The organism is Aeromonas sp. R7-1 (assembly GCF_040908115.1).
GTDB lineage: Bacteria > Pseudomonadota > Gammaproteobacteria > Enterobacterales > Aeromonadaceae > Aeromonas > Aeromonas caviae.
In genome coordinates this window covers 84,911-101,593 of record NZ_JBFODD010000057.1, presented here as the reverse complement: position 1 = coordinate 101,593, position 16,683 = coordinate 84,911, and the positions used below count along the sequence as shown (strand labels likewise).

Below are 16,683 nucleotides of genomic sequence, written 5' to 3'. Positions count from 1 at the left end.
GGTGTTAATCCGCCCCCCCGATCTCCTACTTCACAAGAGGGCGAAGTCGACACTCCCTCCCCTGGCAAGGGGAGGGTCGGGGTGGGGTCATTGGCATGCTGACTCATAGCGCCCCCAGAAAATCGGTAAGCGGGCTGGAGGCTTGGGCCTGCAGGGCGCGGGCGCCGAGACCGGCTTCATAGGCGCTGCGCCCGGCAGTGCAGGCCAGCGCAAAGGCGCGGCCCATGGCGACCGGGTCGCCGCTCACCGCGATGGCGGTGTTGACCAGCACGGCATCGGCCCCCAGTTCAAAGGCGGCGGCCGCATGGCTCGGCGCACCGATCCCCGCATCCACCACCACGGGCACATTGGCCTGCTCGATGATGATGGAGAGAAACTCCCGGGTCACCAGCCCCTGATTGGAACCGATGGGGGCGCCGAGCGGCATCACGGCGGCGCAACCCACCTCTTCGAGCCGTTTGCACAGCACGGGGTCGGCACCGCAGTAGGGCAGCACCACAAAGCCCTCTTTCACCAGCTGCTCGGCGGCTTTGAGCGTCTCGATGGGGTCTGGCAGCAGGTAGCGGGGATCGGGGTGGATCTCCAGCTTCAGCCAGTTCGTCCCCAGCGCCTCGCGGGCGAGGTGGGCGGCAAATACCGCCTCGGCGGCGGTCTTGGCCCCCGAGGTGTTGGGCAGCAGCTTGACCCCGAGTTTCCGAAGGGGCGTGAGGATATCGTCGTGGGCCTTGCCCGGTTCGAGCCGCTTGATGGCCATGGTGACCAGCTGGGAGCCGCTCGCCTCGATGGCGGCGGCCATCAGTTCCGGGCGGGCAAACTTGCCGGTGCCGGTAAAGAGGCGCGATGAGAAGGTGTGATCGGCAATTGTCAGCATGTCAGCCTCCGGCCACTGCGATAAGAAGAGATGAGGCCCCGCCGCAAGGCAGAGCGCGCGAAGATGGGACTGCGAGCATCATGGATCAGCCTCCCGCGATGGCGGTGAAGAGGTGGAGTTCATCCCCGTCATTGAGACGGGTCTCGGCCCAGCGGCTACGGGGCAGCACGGCGCCGTTAAGGGCCACCGCTACCCCCTGAGGGGGAATCTCCTGCACCGCCAGCAGCTCAGTCAGGCGCTGGCCGGTGGGCAGCGTCAGCTCGATATCGTTCAATCGGATCTTCATGGTTAATTCTCCAGGGCCGGGTGGGTGCTGCCGCAAACCGGGCAATCGGGGTCGGGAGCCAGCGTGAGGGTCTGCCACTGATGGGTCAACGCATCGAACCGGCGCAATGTGCCCGCCACCGGGCTGGGGCGCCCGAGCAGCAGTTTCAGTGCCTCCAGCGCCTGCAAAGAGCCCATCACCCCCACCAGCGGGCCAGTGACGCCACTGGTCTCGCAGCTCTGGGAGAGCTTGGTATCCAGCGGATAGAGGCAGGCGTAGCAGGCGTGATCCGTGCTGGTGCGCGCCATCAGCTGCCCCTGCCAACCCACTGCGGCGGCACAGACCCAGGGCTTGCCCTGGGCCACGCAGGCGGCGTTGATGGCCTGGCGGGTGGCGAGGTTGTCGCAGCAGTCGATCACCAGATCTGCCTCGGCCACAAACTCCGGCAGGCTGGCGGCATCGAGTCGCTGGTTGATGGCAATCAGCTCCACCAGCGGGTTGTGGGCGGCCAAGCGCTCGCGGGCCAGCTCCGCCTTGGAGTGGTTGACCGCCTCGCTATCGAACAGGATCTGGCGCGGCAGGTTGCTGGAATCCACCGTGTCGCCATCGGCCAGCCACAAGGTGCCCACCCCGGCGCCGGCCAGATAGAGGGCGAGCGGCGAGCCGAGCCCGCCGAGGCCCACGATCAGCACGGATTTATCTTTCAGCCGCGCCTGACCGGCTTCCCCCACTTCCGCCAGCATCAGTTGGCGACCGTATCTGAGGTATTCCGCATCAGAGAGCATGTTCAGCCTCCCGTATAACGGTGGCCGAGCGCGGCTCATCCCCAGCCCCCACGGCGGCGAGCAGCCGCTCGGTCGCGCCCTGCCAGTCATCGCTCGCCGTGATGGCCGAGACCAGCGCAATGCTGCCGACCCCGCTTGCCTTGACCGCCGCCACCCGCTCCTCGCTGATGCCACCGATGGCCACCGTGGGCCACTGCGCCATCAGGGCGCGGTAGTGGTGCAGCCGCGCCAGCCCCTGGGGGCGCGAAGGCATCGCTTTGGTGTTGGTCGGGAAGATATGGCCGAGCGCGATATAGGAGGGGGCCAGCTCGCGGGCCCGCATCAGCTCGAAGTAGCCGTGGGTGGAGATGCCAAGGCGCAGCCCCGCCGCCTGAATGGCGGCGAGATCGGCGGTCTCCATATCCTCCTGCCCCAGATGCACGCCCCAGGCCCCCGCCTCGATGGCCTGCTGCCAATGGTCGTTGATAAAGAGCCGCGCCCCATGGCGGCGACCGAGCGCGACCGCATCACGAATGGCCGGCGCCACCTCTGTGGCGGGCAGATTCTTGATCCGTAGCTGGATGGTCTTGACCCCGGCCCCCAGCAGGCGTTTGAGCCACTTGACCGAGTCCACCACCGGATAGAGGCCGAGGTTGTGTTCGGTCGGCGCAAAGGGGCCCTGCGGCAGACGGGCGCTGCTTGTTTCATACAATCCGAAGCGGCGATCGAGCGGTGATCCCGCCAGCACGGCACGGGGGAAGTGGGCAAGATCGGCGGGCCAGCCCAGATGGGCGATGGGCCCCGGACCTGCGCCCACTCCTTGCGCCGCCGCCAAGCCCTGTTGCAGGTAGGCGCGCGCCAGGGTGATGGCGTCCTCCACCGGATAGTCCTGCGCCACCACGGCGGCGATGGCGCTGGCGTAAGCGCAACCGGTGCCGTGACCGTGGCGGGTATCGAGGCGCGGCGCGGCGAGCCAGAATTCGCGGCTCTCGTCCTGGTAGTAGTCGAGGCAGAGATCCCCGCCCCATTCAAGGTGGCCCCCCTTGACCAGCACGGCACGGGCGCCGAGTTCGCGCAGCCGCCGGGCGGCGAGGCGCACCAGCTCGGGACTGGTGGCGGGCAGGCCGGTCAGGGCTTCCAGCTCGGGACCGTTGGGGGTGATGAGCGACAGACGTGGCAGCAGGTGCTCGCGCACCGCCACCAGCATGCCGGGCTCCGCCATGGGGGTGCCGGTGCTGGCGATGGCCACCGGGTCGTAGACCACGAAGGGAGCCTCGACGGTCGACAACCTGCGTGCCAGCACCTCCACATGCAGCCGGGTCGGCAGCAGGCCGATCTTGATGGCGGCGGGTGGCAGATCCAGCCCCAGGGCATCGATCTGGGCGGCGAAGGTCTGCATCAGCACGGGGTCGACCATCTTCACCGCCACCGAGTTCTGGGCGGTGATGGCAGAGATGACCGAGCAGCCGTGCACGCCGAGGTCATGCATCGTGTGCAAGTCGGCCTGAATGCCGGCCCCGCCGCCGGAGTCGGACCCGGCGATGGTCCAGACCACGGGGCGGGCCTGCGTCACGGCGGACAGGTCGGCGGGGCTGACAGCCCCGCGCTCGCTGCTCACGCCTCCTCCCCTGCGGCCTGCTTCAGGGTCGCCGCCTGATGGTAGATCTCGCCGCCGGTCTCCTTGAAGGTTTCAGCCATGCGGGCCATGCCGCTCTCGACCTCGGCCACCACCCGCTCCTGCTGACCGTCCATGCCGACCAGCTTTATCTCTACGGCTTCCAGCTTGGCGGCGTAGTCGCGCACGTCCTGGGTGATCTTCATGGAGCAGAACTTGGGCCCGCACATGGAGCAGAAGTGGGCCACCTTGCCGGACTCCTGGGGCAGGGTCTCGTCGTGGTAGGCGCGGGCGGTGTCGGGATCCAGGGCCAGGTTGAACTGATCCTCCCAGCGGAACTCGAAGCGCGCCTTGGACATGGCGTTGTCGCGGATCTGGGCGCCCGGGTGACCCTTGGCCAGATCGGCGGCGTGGGCGGCGATCTTGTAGGTGATGAGCCCCTGCTTCACATCCTCCTTGTTGGGCAGGCCCAGGTGTTCCTTGGGGGTCACATAGCAGAGCATGGCGCAGCCGTACCAGCCGATGAGCGCGGCGCCGATGCCGGAGGTGAAGTGATCGTACCCCGGGGCAATGTCGGTGGTGAGCGGGCCCAGGGTATAGAAGGGCGCCTCGTGGCAGTGCTCCAGCTGCTCGGTCATGTTGCGCTCGATCATGTGCATGGGCACGTGACCAGGCCCCTCGATCATCACCTGCACGTCGTATTCCCAGGCAATTTTGGTGAGCTCGCCCAGGGTGCGCAGCTCGGCGAACTGGGCCTCGTCGTTGGCGTCATAGACGGAGCCCGGACGCAGACCGTCACCCAGCGACAAGCTCACGTCGTAGGCGGCGCAGATCTCGCAGATCTCGCGGAAGTGCTCGTAGAGGAAGTTCTCCTTGTGGTGGGACAGGCACCACTTGGCCATGATGCTGCCACCGCGCGAAACGATGCCGGTGAGGCGCTTGGCAGTCATCGGCACGAAGCGCAGCAAGACGCCTGCGTGGATGGTGAAGTAGTCCACCCCCTGCTCGGCCTGCTCCAGCAGGGTGTCGCGGAACAGCTCCCAGGTGAGATCCTCGGCGATGCCGTTGGTCTTCTCCAGCGCCTGATAGATGGGCACGGTACCGATGGGCACCGGGCTGTTGCGCAGGATCCACTCGCGGGTCTCGTGGATGTAGCGGCCGGTGGAGAGATCCATCACGGTGTCGGCGCCCCAGCGGGTGGACCAGACCAGCTTCTCCACTTCCTCTTCGATGCTGGAAGTGACCGCCGAGTTGCCGATGTTGGCGTTGATCTTCACCAGGAAGTTGCGGCCGATGATCATGGGCTCCGCTTCCGGGTGGTTGATGTTGCTGGGGATGATGGCGCGACCGGCGGCCACCTCATCGCGCACGAACTCGGGGGTGATGTTCTGGGGCAGTCTGGCGCCAAAGCCCTGACCCGGATGCTGGGTGCGCAGGAGCTCGGAGCGCACTCGCTCGCGGCCCATGTTCTCGCGGATGGCGATAAATTCCATCTCGGGGGTGACGATGCCTTGGCGGGCATAGTGCAGCTGGGTGACCCGGCGGCCCGGCTTGGCACGGCGCGGTTTCGGCAGATGTTCGAAGCGCAGGTGATCCAGCCCCTCGTCCGCCAGCCGCTCCTGAGTGAAAGTGGAGCTCAGCCCCTCCAGCGCGTCGGTGTCATCCCGCTCCAGCACCCAATTCTCCCGCAGGCGCGGCAGACCGCGGCGCACGTCTATGGGGGCGGCCTCTTCCCCATAGGGGCCCGAGGTATCATAAACCGGCACCGGCTCGTTGGGCTCGAACTGGGGAGCGTCCTTGGTGCCGCCGACGAAGGTATCGGCCAGCTGGATCTCCCGCAGGGGCACCCGGATATCGGCGCGGGAGCCTTCGATAAAGATGCGGCGGGAGTTGGGGTGAGCCATCCCCTTGAGGTTGTCGATAAAGGTCTGGGCGCTGGAGCGCTGCTCGCGGCGGCTGGATTTGGTGGTATCAGAAACATTGGTAGACATAGCAAAACTCACATTAACTGGTTGAAGTTATGGGTGTTTGCTTGTCTGGAGTTCGAGGAGAAGATGAACTTGCGGCGGGGTGTGCTCGGGGGAGTGAGTCGGGCATGGATCTTCCCTGCTCTGCCGTCCCTCTGCCCTGTGTGGCAGATCCGCAGGCCTGACGGCCCGGCGGGACAACCTCCCCCTGTGCGCCTGTGCCAGCCAGAGGCGGTCTGCCTCCAGCTGGCGGGAAGGTGTGCCTTCCCCGGCGCGGTAACCCGCAAGTTACCCTTGTTTCCCTTCGCAGGTCTTAACCTGATCAGGTTCCACGGATCCCGAATTAACGGTCTCAGCTTAGCGTCGTTCGACGGTCAGCACTCCGACAAGATGTGCGCCAGTATAAGTGGGGAAATTTAAAGTACAAGCCATTAACAAGGGGAAAGGGAGAGAGGTCTCACTCTTCGGCGTCGAGGGGATCCTCGGGGTCAGGAATGAGGATATCGGTGAGGCGGCCCTCTTCATCCCGGCTCAGCACCAGGCGGCGACCCGGTTGCAAATCGGCGGCGCTGCCGTTGATCCAGCGAGTGTCAGCATCAAACACCAGCACACCGAGATCCTGTAGCAGCAATGCCTGCTGATTATGGGTGAGCAGTCGATCCTCCGCCCGCCGCCAACTGGCCCCGAGCGCCGGATCCGGCACCCCGTCGAGCACCCGGATCGTCTCGGCGACGCCGTAGCGGCTCTGGATCGCGAGGTGCATGCCGGGCACGAGCCCGTCCGGCTGCGCCACGCCGTGCAGTTCGGCACTGCCGAGCTCCAGCTCAGCCCCCTGGAATTGCAGGCGCACCCCGTCGTTGTGCTCCAGCTCCACCAGCCAGAGCTCGGCGTCGTCGGCAAGGGTGCAGAAGGGCAACAGCAGCAGGCAGAGTGCGGTTCGGGTCATGGCAGGCGGTCCGGGGTCACGGGGTGAGGTTTAACTATGGCCCCGGACGGGCAATTTTTCCCGGTCCGCCCTGACCGATCAGTCATCCTCCCGGCACTGGCTCAGGCGCATGCCGTCAAACTTGCACTCCAGCTCCAGCCAGCGTCCCTCGAACGGGGAGAGGCTCCCATCCGAGGTGACATAACCCCAGATCCGCCCCCCTTCCACCGGCCCTTCCAGTTCCATCTCGTCCTCCTCTTCCAGCGCCTCCACCTCGCGAACGAGCCGCCGCGCCCCTGCCGCCGTCTCCTGCACGACCCCTTCCAGATCGACCCAGGTCCCGCCGAGATCGTCCTCATCCAGGCCATCCTTGAAGCGGGTGCGCTCATCGATCACGAAGGGAATGCCGTTGACCATCAACTGGCCAAGCTGCCAGGTGGTGCGGCCCGTGAGCTTGAACTCGGCCGCCTGCACCAGACCAAAAGGCAATAGAATCAATAACCAGAAGGCGCAGAGAGACTTCTTCATCGGGGATCCTCGGGGTTACACTGGCACACAGGATGACCCATCCGGTGTGAAATGGCCGTGAAATAGCGGCACAGACCAGGAGATCAGAGCATGAAAATACTGGTGGTGGAAGACAGTCCCCAGGTGGCGGAGACCATCATGGACTATCTGGCGCTGGCCGGGCACAGGGTGGACTGCGCCTATCATGGCCAGGCCGCACTGCAACTGCTGGCCCAGGAGCGCTTCGACGTCATCATCATGGACGTCATGATGCCGCGCCTCGACGGCCTGCGTACCGTGGAGCGGCTGCGTGCGGACGGCATCGCGACCCCGGTACTCTTTCTCACCGCCCGCGACAGCCTGGAGGACAAGCTGGCAGGCTTTCGGGCGGGGGGCGACGACTATCTGGTCAAGCCGTTCGCCATGGAGGAGCTGGAAGTGCGCCTGGAGGCCCTCAGCCTGCGTGGCCCCAGAGGGGACATGGGCGTGCTCTGCTTTGGCGATCTGACGGTGGATCCCGCCAGCGGCCGCGCCACCCGCGCCGGGGTGGAGCTCAAACTCGGCAAGATCCCGTTCCAGATCCTCACCCTGCTGGTGAAGCGCGCCCCCCAGCTGGTGACGCGCCAGGAGGTGCTCGACACCGTCTGGGGCGACGAGGAGCCCGACTCCGACGCCCTGCGCAGCCACATCTATGCCCTGCGCAGCGCCCTCGACAAGCCCTTCCCCACCCCCATGCTGGAGACCCTGCACGGCCAGGGCTACCGGCTGGTGACCCCATGACGAACCCGACGCCGCCCCTTGCCTCCGGTCTGCCGAGCCTGCGCCGGCGCCTGGTGCTGGCGCTGGGAGGGGCCGGTCTGCTGCTGCTGGTGATCCTGAGCCTGCTGATGGTGGTGGCCGAGAACAAGATGGAGGAGCTGAGCCTGCGCCACTGGCTGGAGGCGGAGGCAACCCGCTATGACGACGACTGGTTGCGCCTCGGAATGGCGGCCCCCGCCCCCAGCCCGCGCCAGTTCTCCAGCTACTGGACAGAGGCGGGCCGCCTGCCCGCCTGGCTCAAGGCCTACCAGAGCCCCGGCTTCTTCGAGCATCAGCTGGGCCGGGAGGACAAGCACTTCCTGGTACGCGCCCACCCCTCGGGTCAGGGGCTGCTCTATCTGGTGTTCAACGACGATGCGGACGACTACCTGGACCCTTACGAAGCCAAGCTGCATCTGGTGACCCGCCTCATCGGCCTGGCCCTGCTGCTGGGGAGCCTCGCCTTCGGCATCTGGCTGGTGCGTCACATCACCAGGCCGCTGGAGCGGCTGCGCCAGCGAGTCGCCCACCTCACCCCGGATCAGGGGGACTTCGTGCCCGATGCCCCCTGGCAGGAGCTGCGAGAGATAGAGCAGGCGCTGCTGGCGGGCAAGCACGAGGTAGCCGCCGTGTTTGCCCGTGAACAGGAGTTCAGCCGCTTTGCCAGCCACGAGCTGCGCACCCCCAACATGGTGATCCAGGGATCCGCGGCCCTGCTCGGCAAGGTGAATGACCTGCCCGCCCCGGCGGCCCGCGCCGTCAGCCGCATCCGCGCCGCCGCCGACGAGATGGCCCTGCTCACCGAAACCTTCCTGCTGCTGGGACGCAAGGAGGCCGTGGAGCGCCCGCCCCAGCAGGTGGCGCCGCTCATTCGCCGGGAGCTGACCCGCCTCGCCCCCCTGCTGCAACGGGAGACGCTGGACATTCGCCTGCAACTGGACGAGGAGAGCGAGGTGCAGGCCCCCCTCTCCCTGCTCGCCATCGCCCTCGGCAACCTCTTGAAAAACGCCCTGAGCTACGCCGAGGGGCACATCGAGATCACCCTGCACGAGCAGGTACTCACCATCAGCAACCCCACCGCCGCCGCGCCGGATCAGATCCTCGGCTACGGCTGCGGTCTCACCATCATCCAGCGCATCTGCGAGAAGCTGGGCTGGCAGATTGAGACCCATCTGGTGGAAGGGGTCTTCAGCGCCCGGCTGGTGATGATCCCCGGCGCCCCCGGGGCGGTATAACCCCCTCATTCCCGGCCCTTCTCCCCGGCTGTTCAACACAACGGGAGAAGGGAGACAGTTCCCGGCAAGCCCGCTGCCTTCCAGCCCCCCCCAGATAGCAACAAGGCGCCCGAGGGCGCCCTGTGTTTACCTGTCTGACACTCGTTTGGGCCTCATTCCGCCGGCTTGTGCTTGCGGCTCGCCTTGAGCTCGAGGAACTCGATGATCTTGCCCGCCACGTCCTTGCCGGAGGCAGCTTCCACCCCCTGCAGACCGGGGGAGGAGTTCACCTCCAGCACCAGCGGGCCGCGGGCGCTTCGCAGAATATCCACCCCGGCCACGTCCAGCCCCATGATCTTGGCGGCCTGCACGGCGGTGGCACGCTCTTCCGGCGTGATCTTGATGGCTTCGGCGGTGCCGCCCCGGTGCAGGTTGGAGCGAAACTCCCCCGGCTGGGCCTGGCGGCGCATGGCGGCCACCACCTTGCCGTTGACCACCAGGCAGCGGATATCGGCACCGTTGGCCTCGCGGATGTACTCCTGCACCAGGATGTTGTTGTTGGTCTGGATAAAGGCCTCGATGACGCTCTCGGCGGCCTTCTGGGTTTCGCACAGCACCACGCCAATCCCCTGGGTGCCCTCCAGCAGTTTCACCACCAGGGGGGCGCCCCCCACCATGGTGATGAGATCCGGTACGTCGTGGGTGCTGTGGGCATAGCCGGTCACCGGCAGGCCGATGCCGTGACGGGAGAGCAGCTGCATGGCGCGCAGCTTGTCCCGGGAGCGGGAGATGGCCACCGAGCTGTTGAGAGCCATGGTGCTCATCATCTCGAACTGGCGCAGCACGGCGGTGCCATAGAAGGTGATGCTGGCACCGATGCGCGGGATCACGGCGTCATAGCTCTCCAGCTCCCGTCCTTCGTAATGGATGGAGGGGCTGTGGGAGGCGATGTTCATGTAGCAGCGCAGGGTGTCGAGCACCTCGACCTGATGCCCACGGGCCCGGGCCACCTCGACCAGACGGCGGGTGGAGTAGTTGTTGGGCTCACGGGATAAAATGGCAATATTCATGGAAATGGCAGACCTGATAATCGGACTGGAGAGTATAAGGTGCCATGAACGACTGGCAACGCCAATCCTTTCCCCTCACCATGCGCGGTTCTGCAAGAACGGGCAAAAACCGAGAGTGCCGCACTCAAGAACGGACCGTTCTGCAAGACGGCGCCAGCCACCAGCCCTCATGCCGGATGGCGCACAGCGACGTCAATGGGGGCCGCGCAGCCCTTGCTGCAACTCAAGCAGCAGGGCGACCTCCTGCAAACGGCGCGCCGTGGTGCCGGCCCAGCCTCCCAAAGGCACGGGGGCCAGCAGGGTCTGGGCGATGCAGTGGCGATAGAGGGGCCCCTCATGTTGCCAGCCCCGCATCCCGTCGACGTCGTGATGGTGCAACCACTCCAGGTTGCCGCAGCGAAGCAGCTCGATGCGCCGCCCGTCCTTGAGGTGCAGGCAAAGCCCCTTCTTCTCCACCCCGGGACCGGCATACTTGTCGAGCCAGAGGGTCAGGGGCACCCCTGCCGCCTCGCCGCGCAGGCAGGCCCGCCCCTCGGCGGTCTCCAGATCCCCGCGCCGGATGGGCTGCCCCAGCCGGTCGCAGACGCCCTCCGCGATCAGGTGCAGGCGGTCGTCCCCACCCAGGGCCACCAGCAGCTCCCGGATCATCGCCAGCAGATGGGTACCGATGTCGAGGATCACCCCGTCTGGATGGCGCAGGACCCGCCGATCCGGCTCCCCGGTGGCGAAGTTGAGGGCATAGGGATGCCCCGTCTCGTCCAGGCCGCAGGGTTCCAGCAAAAAGCCCTCCACCGCGCTGATATCGGCGAGGGTGGCCAGCCCGCCCCCGGCGCCGTCTGATTCCCGAGGCTGCCAGCCTTCATCCAGTTTGCCGCTCAGCAGCAACTGCTGGACGGCATTGCGGGCCATCCAGTGATCCAGCGCCAGCACCCTGGCCGCGACCTCGGGGTCCGCCAGCAGGGCGCGCAGGCGATCGTGCTGGGCCAGGGTGGCCACCACGGGTTTCTCCACCAGAATGAGGGGAATGGCGCTGGCCAGTGCCTGCTCCAGCACGGGCAGATGCAGCAGGGAAGGCGTGGCGATCACCAGCCGATCCAGGGGTTCGGCCAGCAGGGCTTCCAGGGTCGAGGCGGACATGACGCCGGGCAGGGTGATGGCGGGATCAAAACCCCATATCTCGGTATTTTCCGCCAGTGCGGCGAGTGCAGGCAGATAGGCTGTCTGCACCACGGCCCCCAGACCGACAAATCCAATCTTCATGGCAACCTCGATATGGCGTGCGTACCCGGCGTCTGCCCCGCACCGCGTGAGGCGAGGCAGACGGGGATCAGTGCAGGTTGGGTCCCAGCCAGCGTTCGGCCTCTGCCAGGGTCATGCCCTTGCGCACGGCGTAGTCCTCCACCTGATCCTGCTGGATCTGGGCCACCGCGAAGTACTTGCTGTCGGGGTGGGAGAAGTACCAGCCGGATACCGCCGCCCCAGGCCACATGGCGTAGGACTCGGTGAGCTGCATGCCGATGGCCTGCTCCACGTCCAGCAGCTCCCAGATGCTCCCCTTCTCGGTGTGCTCCGGGCAGGCCGGGTAACCCGGCGCCGGGCGGATGCCACGATAGTTCTCGCGGATCAGCTCCTCGTTGGAGAGCGCCTCGTCCGGGGCATAACCCCAGTGCACTTTGCGCACCTGCTCGTGGAGGTATTCGGCAAAGGCCTCGGCGAGGCGATCGCACACCGCCTGGATGAGGATGGCGTTGTAGTCGTCGTGGTCCGCCTTGTAGGCCTTGGCGATGGCCTCCTCGCCGATGCCGCCGGTCACCGCGAAGGCGCCGATCCAGTCGGGCTTGCCGCTCTCTTTCGGCGCCACATAGTCTGCCAGACAGTAGTTGGGGAAGCCCTGCTTCTCGCTCTGCTGGCGCAGGTGGTGCAGCACCTTGCGCACCTGGGTGCGGGTCTCGTCGGTGTAGACCTCGATGCTGTCCCCCACGGCGTTGGCGGGGAACAGGCCGACGATACCGGCGCAGCGCACGCTCTGATCCTTCTCCAGCTGATCCAGCATGGCGTTGGCGTCGGCGTAGAGGCGCGTCGCCTCCTCCCCCACCACCTCATCTTCCAGGATGCGGGGGAACTTGCCCGCCAGCTCCCAGCTCAGGAAAAACGGCGTCCAGTCGATGTAGGGGCGCAGCACAGAGATGGGCACGTTTTCGAAGGTCTGCACGCCGGGCTCCCGGGGCGCCGGGGGCTCATAGCCCACCCAGTCCAGCTGATGGCGGTTGGCGCGGGCATGGGCCAGGCTGACCGGCTTGGAGCGCGGCTGCTTGCGGGCATGCTGATCCCGGGCAATCTCGTACTCCTTGTCGATGCGGGCGACGAAGGCGGGCTTGAGCTCCGGGCTCAGCAGGCTCTGGGCCACCCCCACGGCGCGGGAGGCGTTGGAGACATAGACCACGGGCTCGGAGTAGTTCTGCTCTATCTTCACCGCGGTGTGGGCCTTGGAAGTGGTGGCTCCGCCGATGAGCAGCGGCAGCTTGAACCCCTGACGCTCCATCTCTTTGGCCACGTGCACCATCTCGTCCAGGGACGGAGTGATGAGGCCCGACAGGCCGATGATGTCGGCGTTCACTTCCCGGGCCGTCTTGAGGATGGTCTCGCAGGAGACCATGACCCCGAGATCCACGATCTCGAAGTTGTTGCACTGGAGCACCACCCCGACGATGTTCTTGCCGATGTCGTGCACGTCACCCTTGACGGTGGCCAGCACGATTTTGCCGTTGCTGGAACCGCCGGACTTCTCCGCCTCGATATAGGGTTGCAGGTAGGCCACCGCCCGCTTCATCACCCGGGCCGACTTCACCACCTGGGGCAGGAACATCTTGCCGGCGCCGAACAGATCGCCCACCACGTTCATGCCGTCCATCAGCGGCCCCTCGATGACGTGCAGCGGCTTCTCGGCCTGGGCGCGCGCCTCCTCGGTATCCTCCTCGATGAAATCAGTGATCCCCTTGACCAGGGCGTGTTCGAGCCGCTTGCCCACCGGCCAGCTGCGCCACTCCTGATCCCGCGGATCCTCCGCCTGGGCACCCGCGCCGCGATACTTCTCGGCGATGGCCAGCAGTGCCTCGGTGGCGTTGTCGTTGAGGTTCAGCACCACCGCCTCGACCTTCTCTTTGAGCTCGGCCGGGATGTCTTCGTAGATGGCAAGCTGGCCCGCGTTGACGATCCCCATGTCCATGCCGTTCCTGATGGCGTGGTAGAGGAAGACAGCGTGGATGGCTTCGCGCACCGGCTCGTTGCCACGGAAGGAGAAGGAGACGTTGGAAACGCCGCCGGAGATCATGGCGTGGGGCAGGTGCGTTTTGATGTCCTTCACCGCTTCGATGAAGTCCACCGCGTAGTTGTTGTGCTCGTCGATGCCGGTCGCCACCGCGAAGATGTTGGGGTCGAAGATGATGTCTTCCGGCGGGAAGCCGACGCGGTCCACCAGAATGCGGTAGGCGCGCTGGCAGATCTCGAACTTGCGGGCCCGGGTATCGGCCTGGCCCACCTCGTCGAACGCCATGACGATGACGGCGGCGCCGTAGCGGCGCAGCAGTTTCGCCTGTTCGATGAATTTGTCCTCCCCCTCCTTCATGGAGATGGAGTTGACCACCGGCTTGCCCTGCACGCACTTGAGGCCCGCCTCCAGCACCTCCCACTTGGAGGAGTCGATCATCACCGGCACCCGGGCGATGTCCGGTTCCCCGGCGATGAGGTTCAGGAAGCGCACCATGGCCGCCTCGGCGTCCAGCATCCCCTCATCCATGTTGATGTCGATGATCTGGGCGCCGTTTTCCACCTGCTGCTTGGCCACATCCAGGGCCTCGTCGTAGAGCCCTTCTTTTATCAAGCGCTTGAACTTGGCCGAACCGGTGACGTTGGTCCGCTCACCCACGTTCACGAACATGGAGTCCGCCGTGATGATGAGAGGCTCCAGGCCCGACAACCGGCAGGCCACCGGCAGATCCGGCAGGGCGCGGGGCTTGATGCCCGCCACGGCGTCCGCCATGGCGCGGATGTGGGTTGGGGTGGTGCCGCAGCAGCCGCCCACCAGGTTGAGAAAGCCGCTCGAAGCCCACTCGCGGATATGCTCCGCCATCTCGACCGCGTCCAGATCGTACTCGCCAAACGCATTGGGCAGACCGGCATTGGGGTGGGCGCTGACATGGGTCTCGCTGATGCGGGACAGCTCCTCCACGTACTGGCGCAGCTCGTCCGGCCCCAGCGCACAGTTGAGGCCGAAGGAGACCGGTTTGACGTGGCGAAGGGAGTGGTAGAAGGCCTCGGTGGTCTGGCCCGAGAGGGTACGACCGGAGGCGTCCGTGATGGTGCCGGAGATCATCACCGGCAGGCTGTAACCCAGCTCCTCGAACACCAGGTCCACCGCGAAGGCGGCCGCCTTGGCGTTGAGGGTGTCGAAGATGGTCTCGATCAGGATGATGTCGGCACCGCCCTCGATCAGGGCGTGGGTCGATTCGGTGTAGGCGGCCACCAGCTCGTCATAGGTGACGTTGCGCTTGCCCGGGTCGTTCACGTCCGGCGAGATGGAGGCGGTACGGTTGGTGGGACCCAGAACCCCTGCCACAAAGCGCGGCTTGGCTGGCTCTTTGGCCGTCCACTCGTCCGCCACGGCGCGGGCCAGGCGGGCTGCCTCCCGGTTTATCTCGGCCGAGAGCGCTTCCATCTCGTAGTCCGCCATGGCGATGCGGGTGGCGTTGAAGGTGTTGGTCTCGAGGATGTCGGCCCCGGCGGCACAATACTGGTCGTGGATCTCGCGAATGACGGCGGGACGGCTCAACACCAGCAGGTCGTTGTTGCCCTTGATGTCGGTATGCCAGTCGGCAAACCGCTCCCCCCGATAGTCCGCCTCACCGAGTTTGTAACCCTGGATCATGGTGCCCATGGCCCCGTCGATGATCAGGATCCGCTCCTTGAGACAGGCTTCCAGCCTGGTTGTGACATCCGCTTTCTTGTTCGACTCTCTGCTCGACACCGCTCGTACCCCTTACATCCATGCAACTGCGTGATGCCCATCCTAGCAGCAATCAAATTAAATGGAAATCTAGCCGTCTATCTGTCCATGACAACGATTAAATATAACCATAAATAGGTAATGAGCATGATCTAACCCGGGAGTACCCTATGCCCGTCCTCAAGAGGGATACGTGCTTGCTGTTTACCAAAGAGAAAAATAACTATGAGCGTCTACTACACACTCTGCTTCCTGGCAGCGTTGGCGATCTTCATCGCCTTTGCCAACCAGTATGTTGTGAAGATCCAGACCACCATCGCCATCACTGCGGGCTCCATGCTGATCTCCGCGCTGCTGGTGCTGTTTGGCAAACTGGGTTGGTTCAATCTGGAGCCTCTCGCCATCAAGACCATGGAGAGCATCGACTTCCAGAACTTCCTGTTGAAGGGGATCCTGGGCTTCCTGCTGTTCGCCGGCGGCCTTGGCATCAACCTCAAGGCGTTGCGTAGCCAGAAGTGGGAAATCACCATTCTGGCCATAGCCGCCACCCTGCTCTCCACCTTCCTCATCGGCTACGGCTTCTGGTTCATCGCCAAGCTGCTGGGCTGGGATGTGCCGCTGGTCTACTGCATGTTGTTCGGTGCCCTGATCTCCCCCACCGACCCCATCGCCGTACTGGCCATCGTCAAGAAGATGAAGGCGCCACCCCAGATCGCCATCCAGATCGAGGGGGAATCCCTGTTCAACGACGGTGTCGGTCTGGTCATCTTCGCCACCGTGTTTGCCGTGGCCTTTGGCGGCGTGGAGCCCACCTTCGGCAGCGTGGCCGGTCTGTTCCTGCATGAGGCTCTCGGCGGCATCCTGTTCGGGGCCGTGCTGGGTCTCATCGCCCACGTGATGATCAGCGCCACCGACGACGGCTCCCTGGAGCTGCTGCTGACCCTCTGCATCCCGACCGCGGGCTTCGCCTTCGCCAACATGATCGGCGTCTCCGGCGCCCTGGCCATGGTGGTGACCGGCATCATGATCGGCAACTGGACCCGTCATTCCGGCTTCTCCGAGCAGAGCCAGCACCACCTGGATCACTTCTGGGAGTTGATGGATCAGTTCCTCAACGCCCTGCTGTTCCTGCTGATCGGTCTGGCACTGGTGCTGCTGGACCTCGACTGGCGCGACTGGATCCTGCTGGTCATCGCGGTGCCGCTCTGCCTGGCTGCCCGCTTCATCAGCGTCTCCCTGCCCTATGTGACGTTCCGCAAGTTCCGCAGCTACAACACCTTCTCGGTGCGCATCCTCACCTGGGGCGGCCTGCGTGGCGGTCTGGCCATGGCCATGGCCCTGGCACTGCCATCCGGTGTCATGATGATCCCGGAGCACAACGTCGATCTGCGCCAGGTGATCCTGGTGATGACCTACTCGGTGGTGATGTTCTCCATCGTGGTACAGGGCATGACCATTACCCCCATGATCACCGCCGCCAAGAAGGCCTGCGGCGACGCCTGAGCCCGTCCCTGACCGGCAATGAAAAGGGCTCCCTCGGGAGCCCTTTTGCCGTCCCCGTGGCCGTGAAAAACAGGGAATGACTGGGTGAACGCACAATTAGTGTTTGCTTTTTACACATTTCGAGGAGAGAATGCGCGCCGGCTAGTTGATCAGCCCTGATTATGTTCGCAATGCTTCACCTC

The 16,683-nt window shown here is 65.4% G+C and carries 13 protein-coding genes and 1 riboswitch; of the genes, 3 read left to right on the top strand and 10 right to left on the bottom strand.

All coding sequences use genetic code 11. The annotated features are described in order from the left end of the window. Window positions 1-103 precede the first annotated feature (103 nt). The 7 genes from AB5Y51_RS17130 to AB5Y51_RS17100 form a co-directional block, all read right to left on the bottom strand. Entirely contained in the window at window positions 104-871 is a 768-nt protein-coding gene (locus AB5Y51_RS17130; protein WP_368178783.1) for a thiazole synthase, read from the bottom strand. 85 nt (window positions 872-956) lie between these two features. Further along, window positions 957-1,157 carry a sulfur carrier protein ThiS gene (gene thiS, locus AB5Y51_RS17125; protein WP_041212233.1) on the bottom strand — a complete coding sequence of 67 codons (201 nt, stop codon included), beginning with the start codon at window positions 1,155-1,157 and terminating at the stop codon, window positions 957-959. Between the two features lie 2 nt (window positions 1,158-1,159). Further along, window positions 1,160-1,921 (bottom strand): ThiF family adenylyltransferase, encoded by a 762-nt coding sequence (locus AB5Y51_RS17120; RefSeq protein WP_368178781.1) that lies wholly within the window; start codon window positions 1,919-1,921, stop codon window positions 1,160-1,162. Beyond that, complete coding sequence (gene thiE, locus AB5Y51_RS17115; protein WP_368178779.1) at window positions 1,911-3,518, bottom strand: thiamine phosphate synthase; 1,608 nt, start codon at window positions 3,516-3,518, stop codon at window positions 1,911-1,913. The genes AB5Y51_RS17120 and thiE overlap by 11 nt, the downstream gene beginning before the upstream one ends. Further along, the gene (thiC, locus tag AB5Y51_RS17110; protein ID WP_368178778.1) at window positions 3,515-5,506 is read right to left on the bottom strand and encodes a phosphomethylpyrimidine synthase ThiC; all 1,992 of its coding nucleotides are present in this window, start codon (window positions 5,504-5,506) and stop codon (window positions 3,515-3,517) included. The genes thiE and thiC overlap by 4 nt, the downstream gene beginning before the upstream one ends. A 257-nt stretch (window positions 5,507-5,763) precedes the next feature. After that, window positions 5,764-5,877, bottom strand: a riboswitch (TPP riboswitch). Between the two features lie 62 nt (window positions 5,878-5,939). Then, window positions 5,940-6,428 (bottom strand): hypothetical protein, encoded by a 489-nt coding sequence (locus AB5Y51_RS17105; protein WP_368178776.1) that lies wholly within the window; start codon window positions 6,426-6,428, stop codon window positions 5,940-5,942. Between the two features lie 78 nt (window positions 6,429-6,506). Then, complete coding sequence (locus tag AB5Y51_RS17100; RefSeq protein WP_029313554.1) at window positions 6,507-6,935, bottom strand: hypothetical protein; 429 nt, start codon at window positions 6,933-6,935, stop codon at window positions 6,507-6,509. Window positions 6,936-7,025: 90 nt separating this feature from the next. Between AB5Y51_RS17100 and AB5Y51_RS17095 the strand changes: the two genes are divergently transcribed. Both AB5Y51_RS17095 and AB5Y51_RS17090 read left to right on the top strand, forming a co-directional pair. After that, window positions 7,026-7,694 carry a response regulator transcription factor gene (locus tag AB5Y51_RS17095; RefSeq protein ID WP_010672659.1) on the top strand — a complete coding sequence of 223 codons (669 nt, stop codon included), beginning with the start codon at window positions 7,026-7,028 and terminating at the stop codon, window positions 7,692-7,694. After that, window positions 7,691-8,947 carry a HAMP domain-containing sensor histidine kinase gene (locus AB5Y51_RS17090; protein WP_223932002.1) on the top strand — a complete coding sequence of 419 codons (1,257 nt, stop codon included), beginning with the start codon at window positions 7,691-7,693 and terminating at the stop codon, window positions 8,945-8,947. Before AB5Y51_RS17095 ends, AB5Y51_RS17090 begins: the two co-directional genes overlap by 4 nt. Before the next feature lie 152 nt (window positions 8,948-9,099). On the opposite strand, the gene rimK is transcribed toward AB5Y51_RS17090, so the two are convergent. The 3 genes from rimK to metH all read right to left on the bottom strand — a co-directional run bounded on the left by rimK (window position 9,100) and on the right by metH (window position 15,019). After that, on the bottom strand, window positions 9,100-9,996 hold the full coding sequence (rimK, locus tag AB5Y51_RS17085) for a 30S ribosomal protein S6--L-glutamate ligase (protein WP_010672657.1): 897 nt from the start codon (window positions 9,994-9,996) through the stop codon (window positions 9,100-9,102). A gap of 192 nt (window positions 9,997-10,188) precedes the next feature. Then, window positions 10,189-11,256 carry a Gfo/Idh/MocA family oxidoreductase gene (locus AB5Y51_RS17080; protein WP_368178775.1) on the bottom strand — a complete coding sequence of 356 codons (1,068 nt, stop codon included), beginning with the start codon at window positions 11,254-11,256 and terminating at the stop codon, window positions 10,189-10,191. A gap of 67 nt (window positions 11,257-11,323) precedes the next feature. Then, window positions 11,324-15,019, bottom strand: coding sequence for a methionine synthase (gene metH, locus AB5Y51_RS17075; protein WP_368178774.1), 3,696 nt, complete (start codon window positions 15,017-15,019; stop codon window positions 11,324-11,326). 204 nt (window positions 15,020-15,223) lie between these two features. On the opposite strand from metH, the gene AB5Y51_RS17070 reads away from it, so the two are divergent. After that, window positions 15,224-16,501 (top strand): sodium:proton antiporter, encoded by a 1,278-nt coding sequence (locus AB5Y51_RS17070; RefSeq protein WP_041214319.1) that lies wholly within the window; start codon window positions 15,224-15,226, stop codon window positions 16,499-16,501. The last annotated feature ends 182 nt before the right edge of the window (window positions 16,502-16,683 follow it).

Excerpts from the sequence above, each read along its gene's own strand:
- AB5Y51_RS17130 (WP_368178783.1), bottom strand. The coding sequence starts at position 871 with ATGCTGACAATTGCCGATCACACCTTCTCATCGCGCCTCTTTACCGGC.
- thiS (WP_041212233.1), bottom strand. The coding sequence starts at position 1,157 with ATGAAGATCCGATTGAACGATATCGAGCTGACGCTGCCCACCGGCCAG.
- AB5Y51_RS17120 (WP_368178781.1), bottom strand. The coding sequence starts at position 1,921 with ATGCTCTCTGATGCGGAATACCTCAGATACGGTCGCCAACTGATGCTG.
- thiC (WP_368178778.1), bottom strand. The coding sequence starts at position 5,506 with ATGTCTACCAATGTTTCTGATACCACCAAATCCAGCCGCCGCGAGCAG.
- AB5Y51_RS17105 (WP_368178776.1), bottom strand. The coding sequence starts at position 6,428 with ATGACCCGAACCGCACTCTGCCTGCTGCTGTTGCCCTTCTGCACCCTT.
- AB5Y51_RS17100 (WP_029313554.1), bottom strand. The coding sequence starts at position 6,935 with ATGAAGAAGTCTCTCTGCGCCTTCTGGTTATTGATTCTATTGCCTTTT.
- AB5Y51_RS17095 (WP_010672659.1), top strand. The coding sequence starts at position 7,026 with ATGAAAATACTGGTGGTGGAAGACAGTCCCCAGGTGGCGGAGACCATC.
- AB5Y51_RS17090 (WP_223932002.1), top strand. The coding sequence starts at position 7,691 with ATGACGAACCCGACGCCGCCCCTTGCCTCCGGTCTGCCGAGCCTGCGC.
- rimK (WP_010672657.1), bottom strand. The coding sequence starts at position 9,996 with ATGAATATTGCCATTTTATCCCGTGAGCCCAACAACTACTCCACCCGC.
- AB5Y51_RS17080 (WP_368178775.1), bottom strand. The coding sequence starts at position 11,256 with ATGAAGATTGGATTTGTCGGTCTGGGGGCCGTGGTGCAGACAGCCTAT.
- AB5Y51_RS17070 (WP_041214319.1), top strand. The coding sequence starts at position 15,224 with ATGAGCGTCTACTACACACTCTGCTTCCTGGCAGCGTTGGCGATCTTC.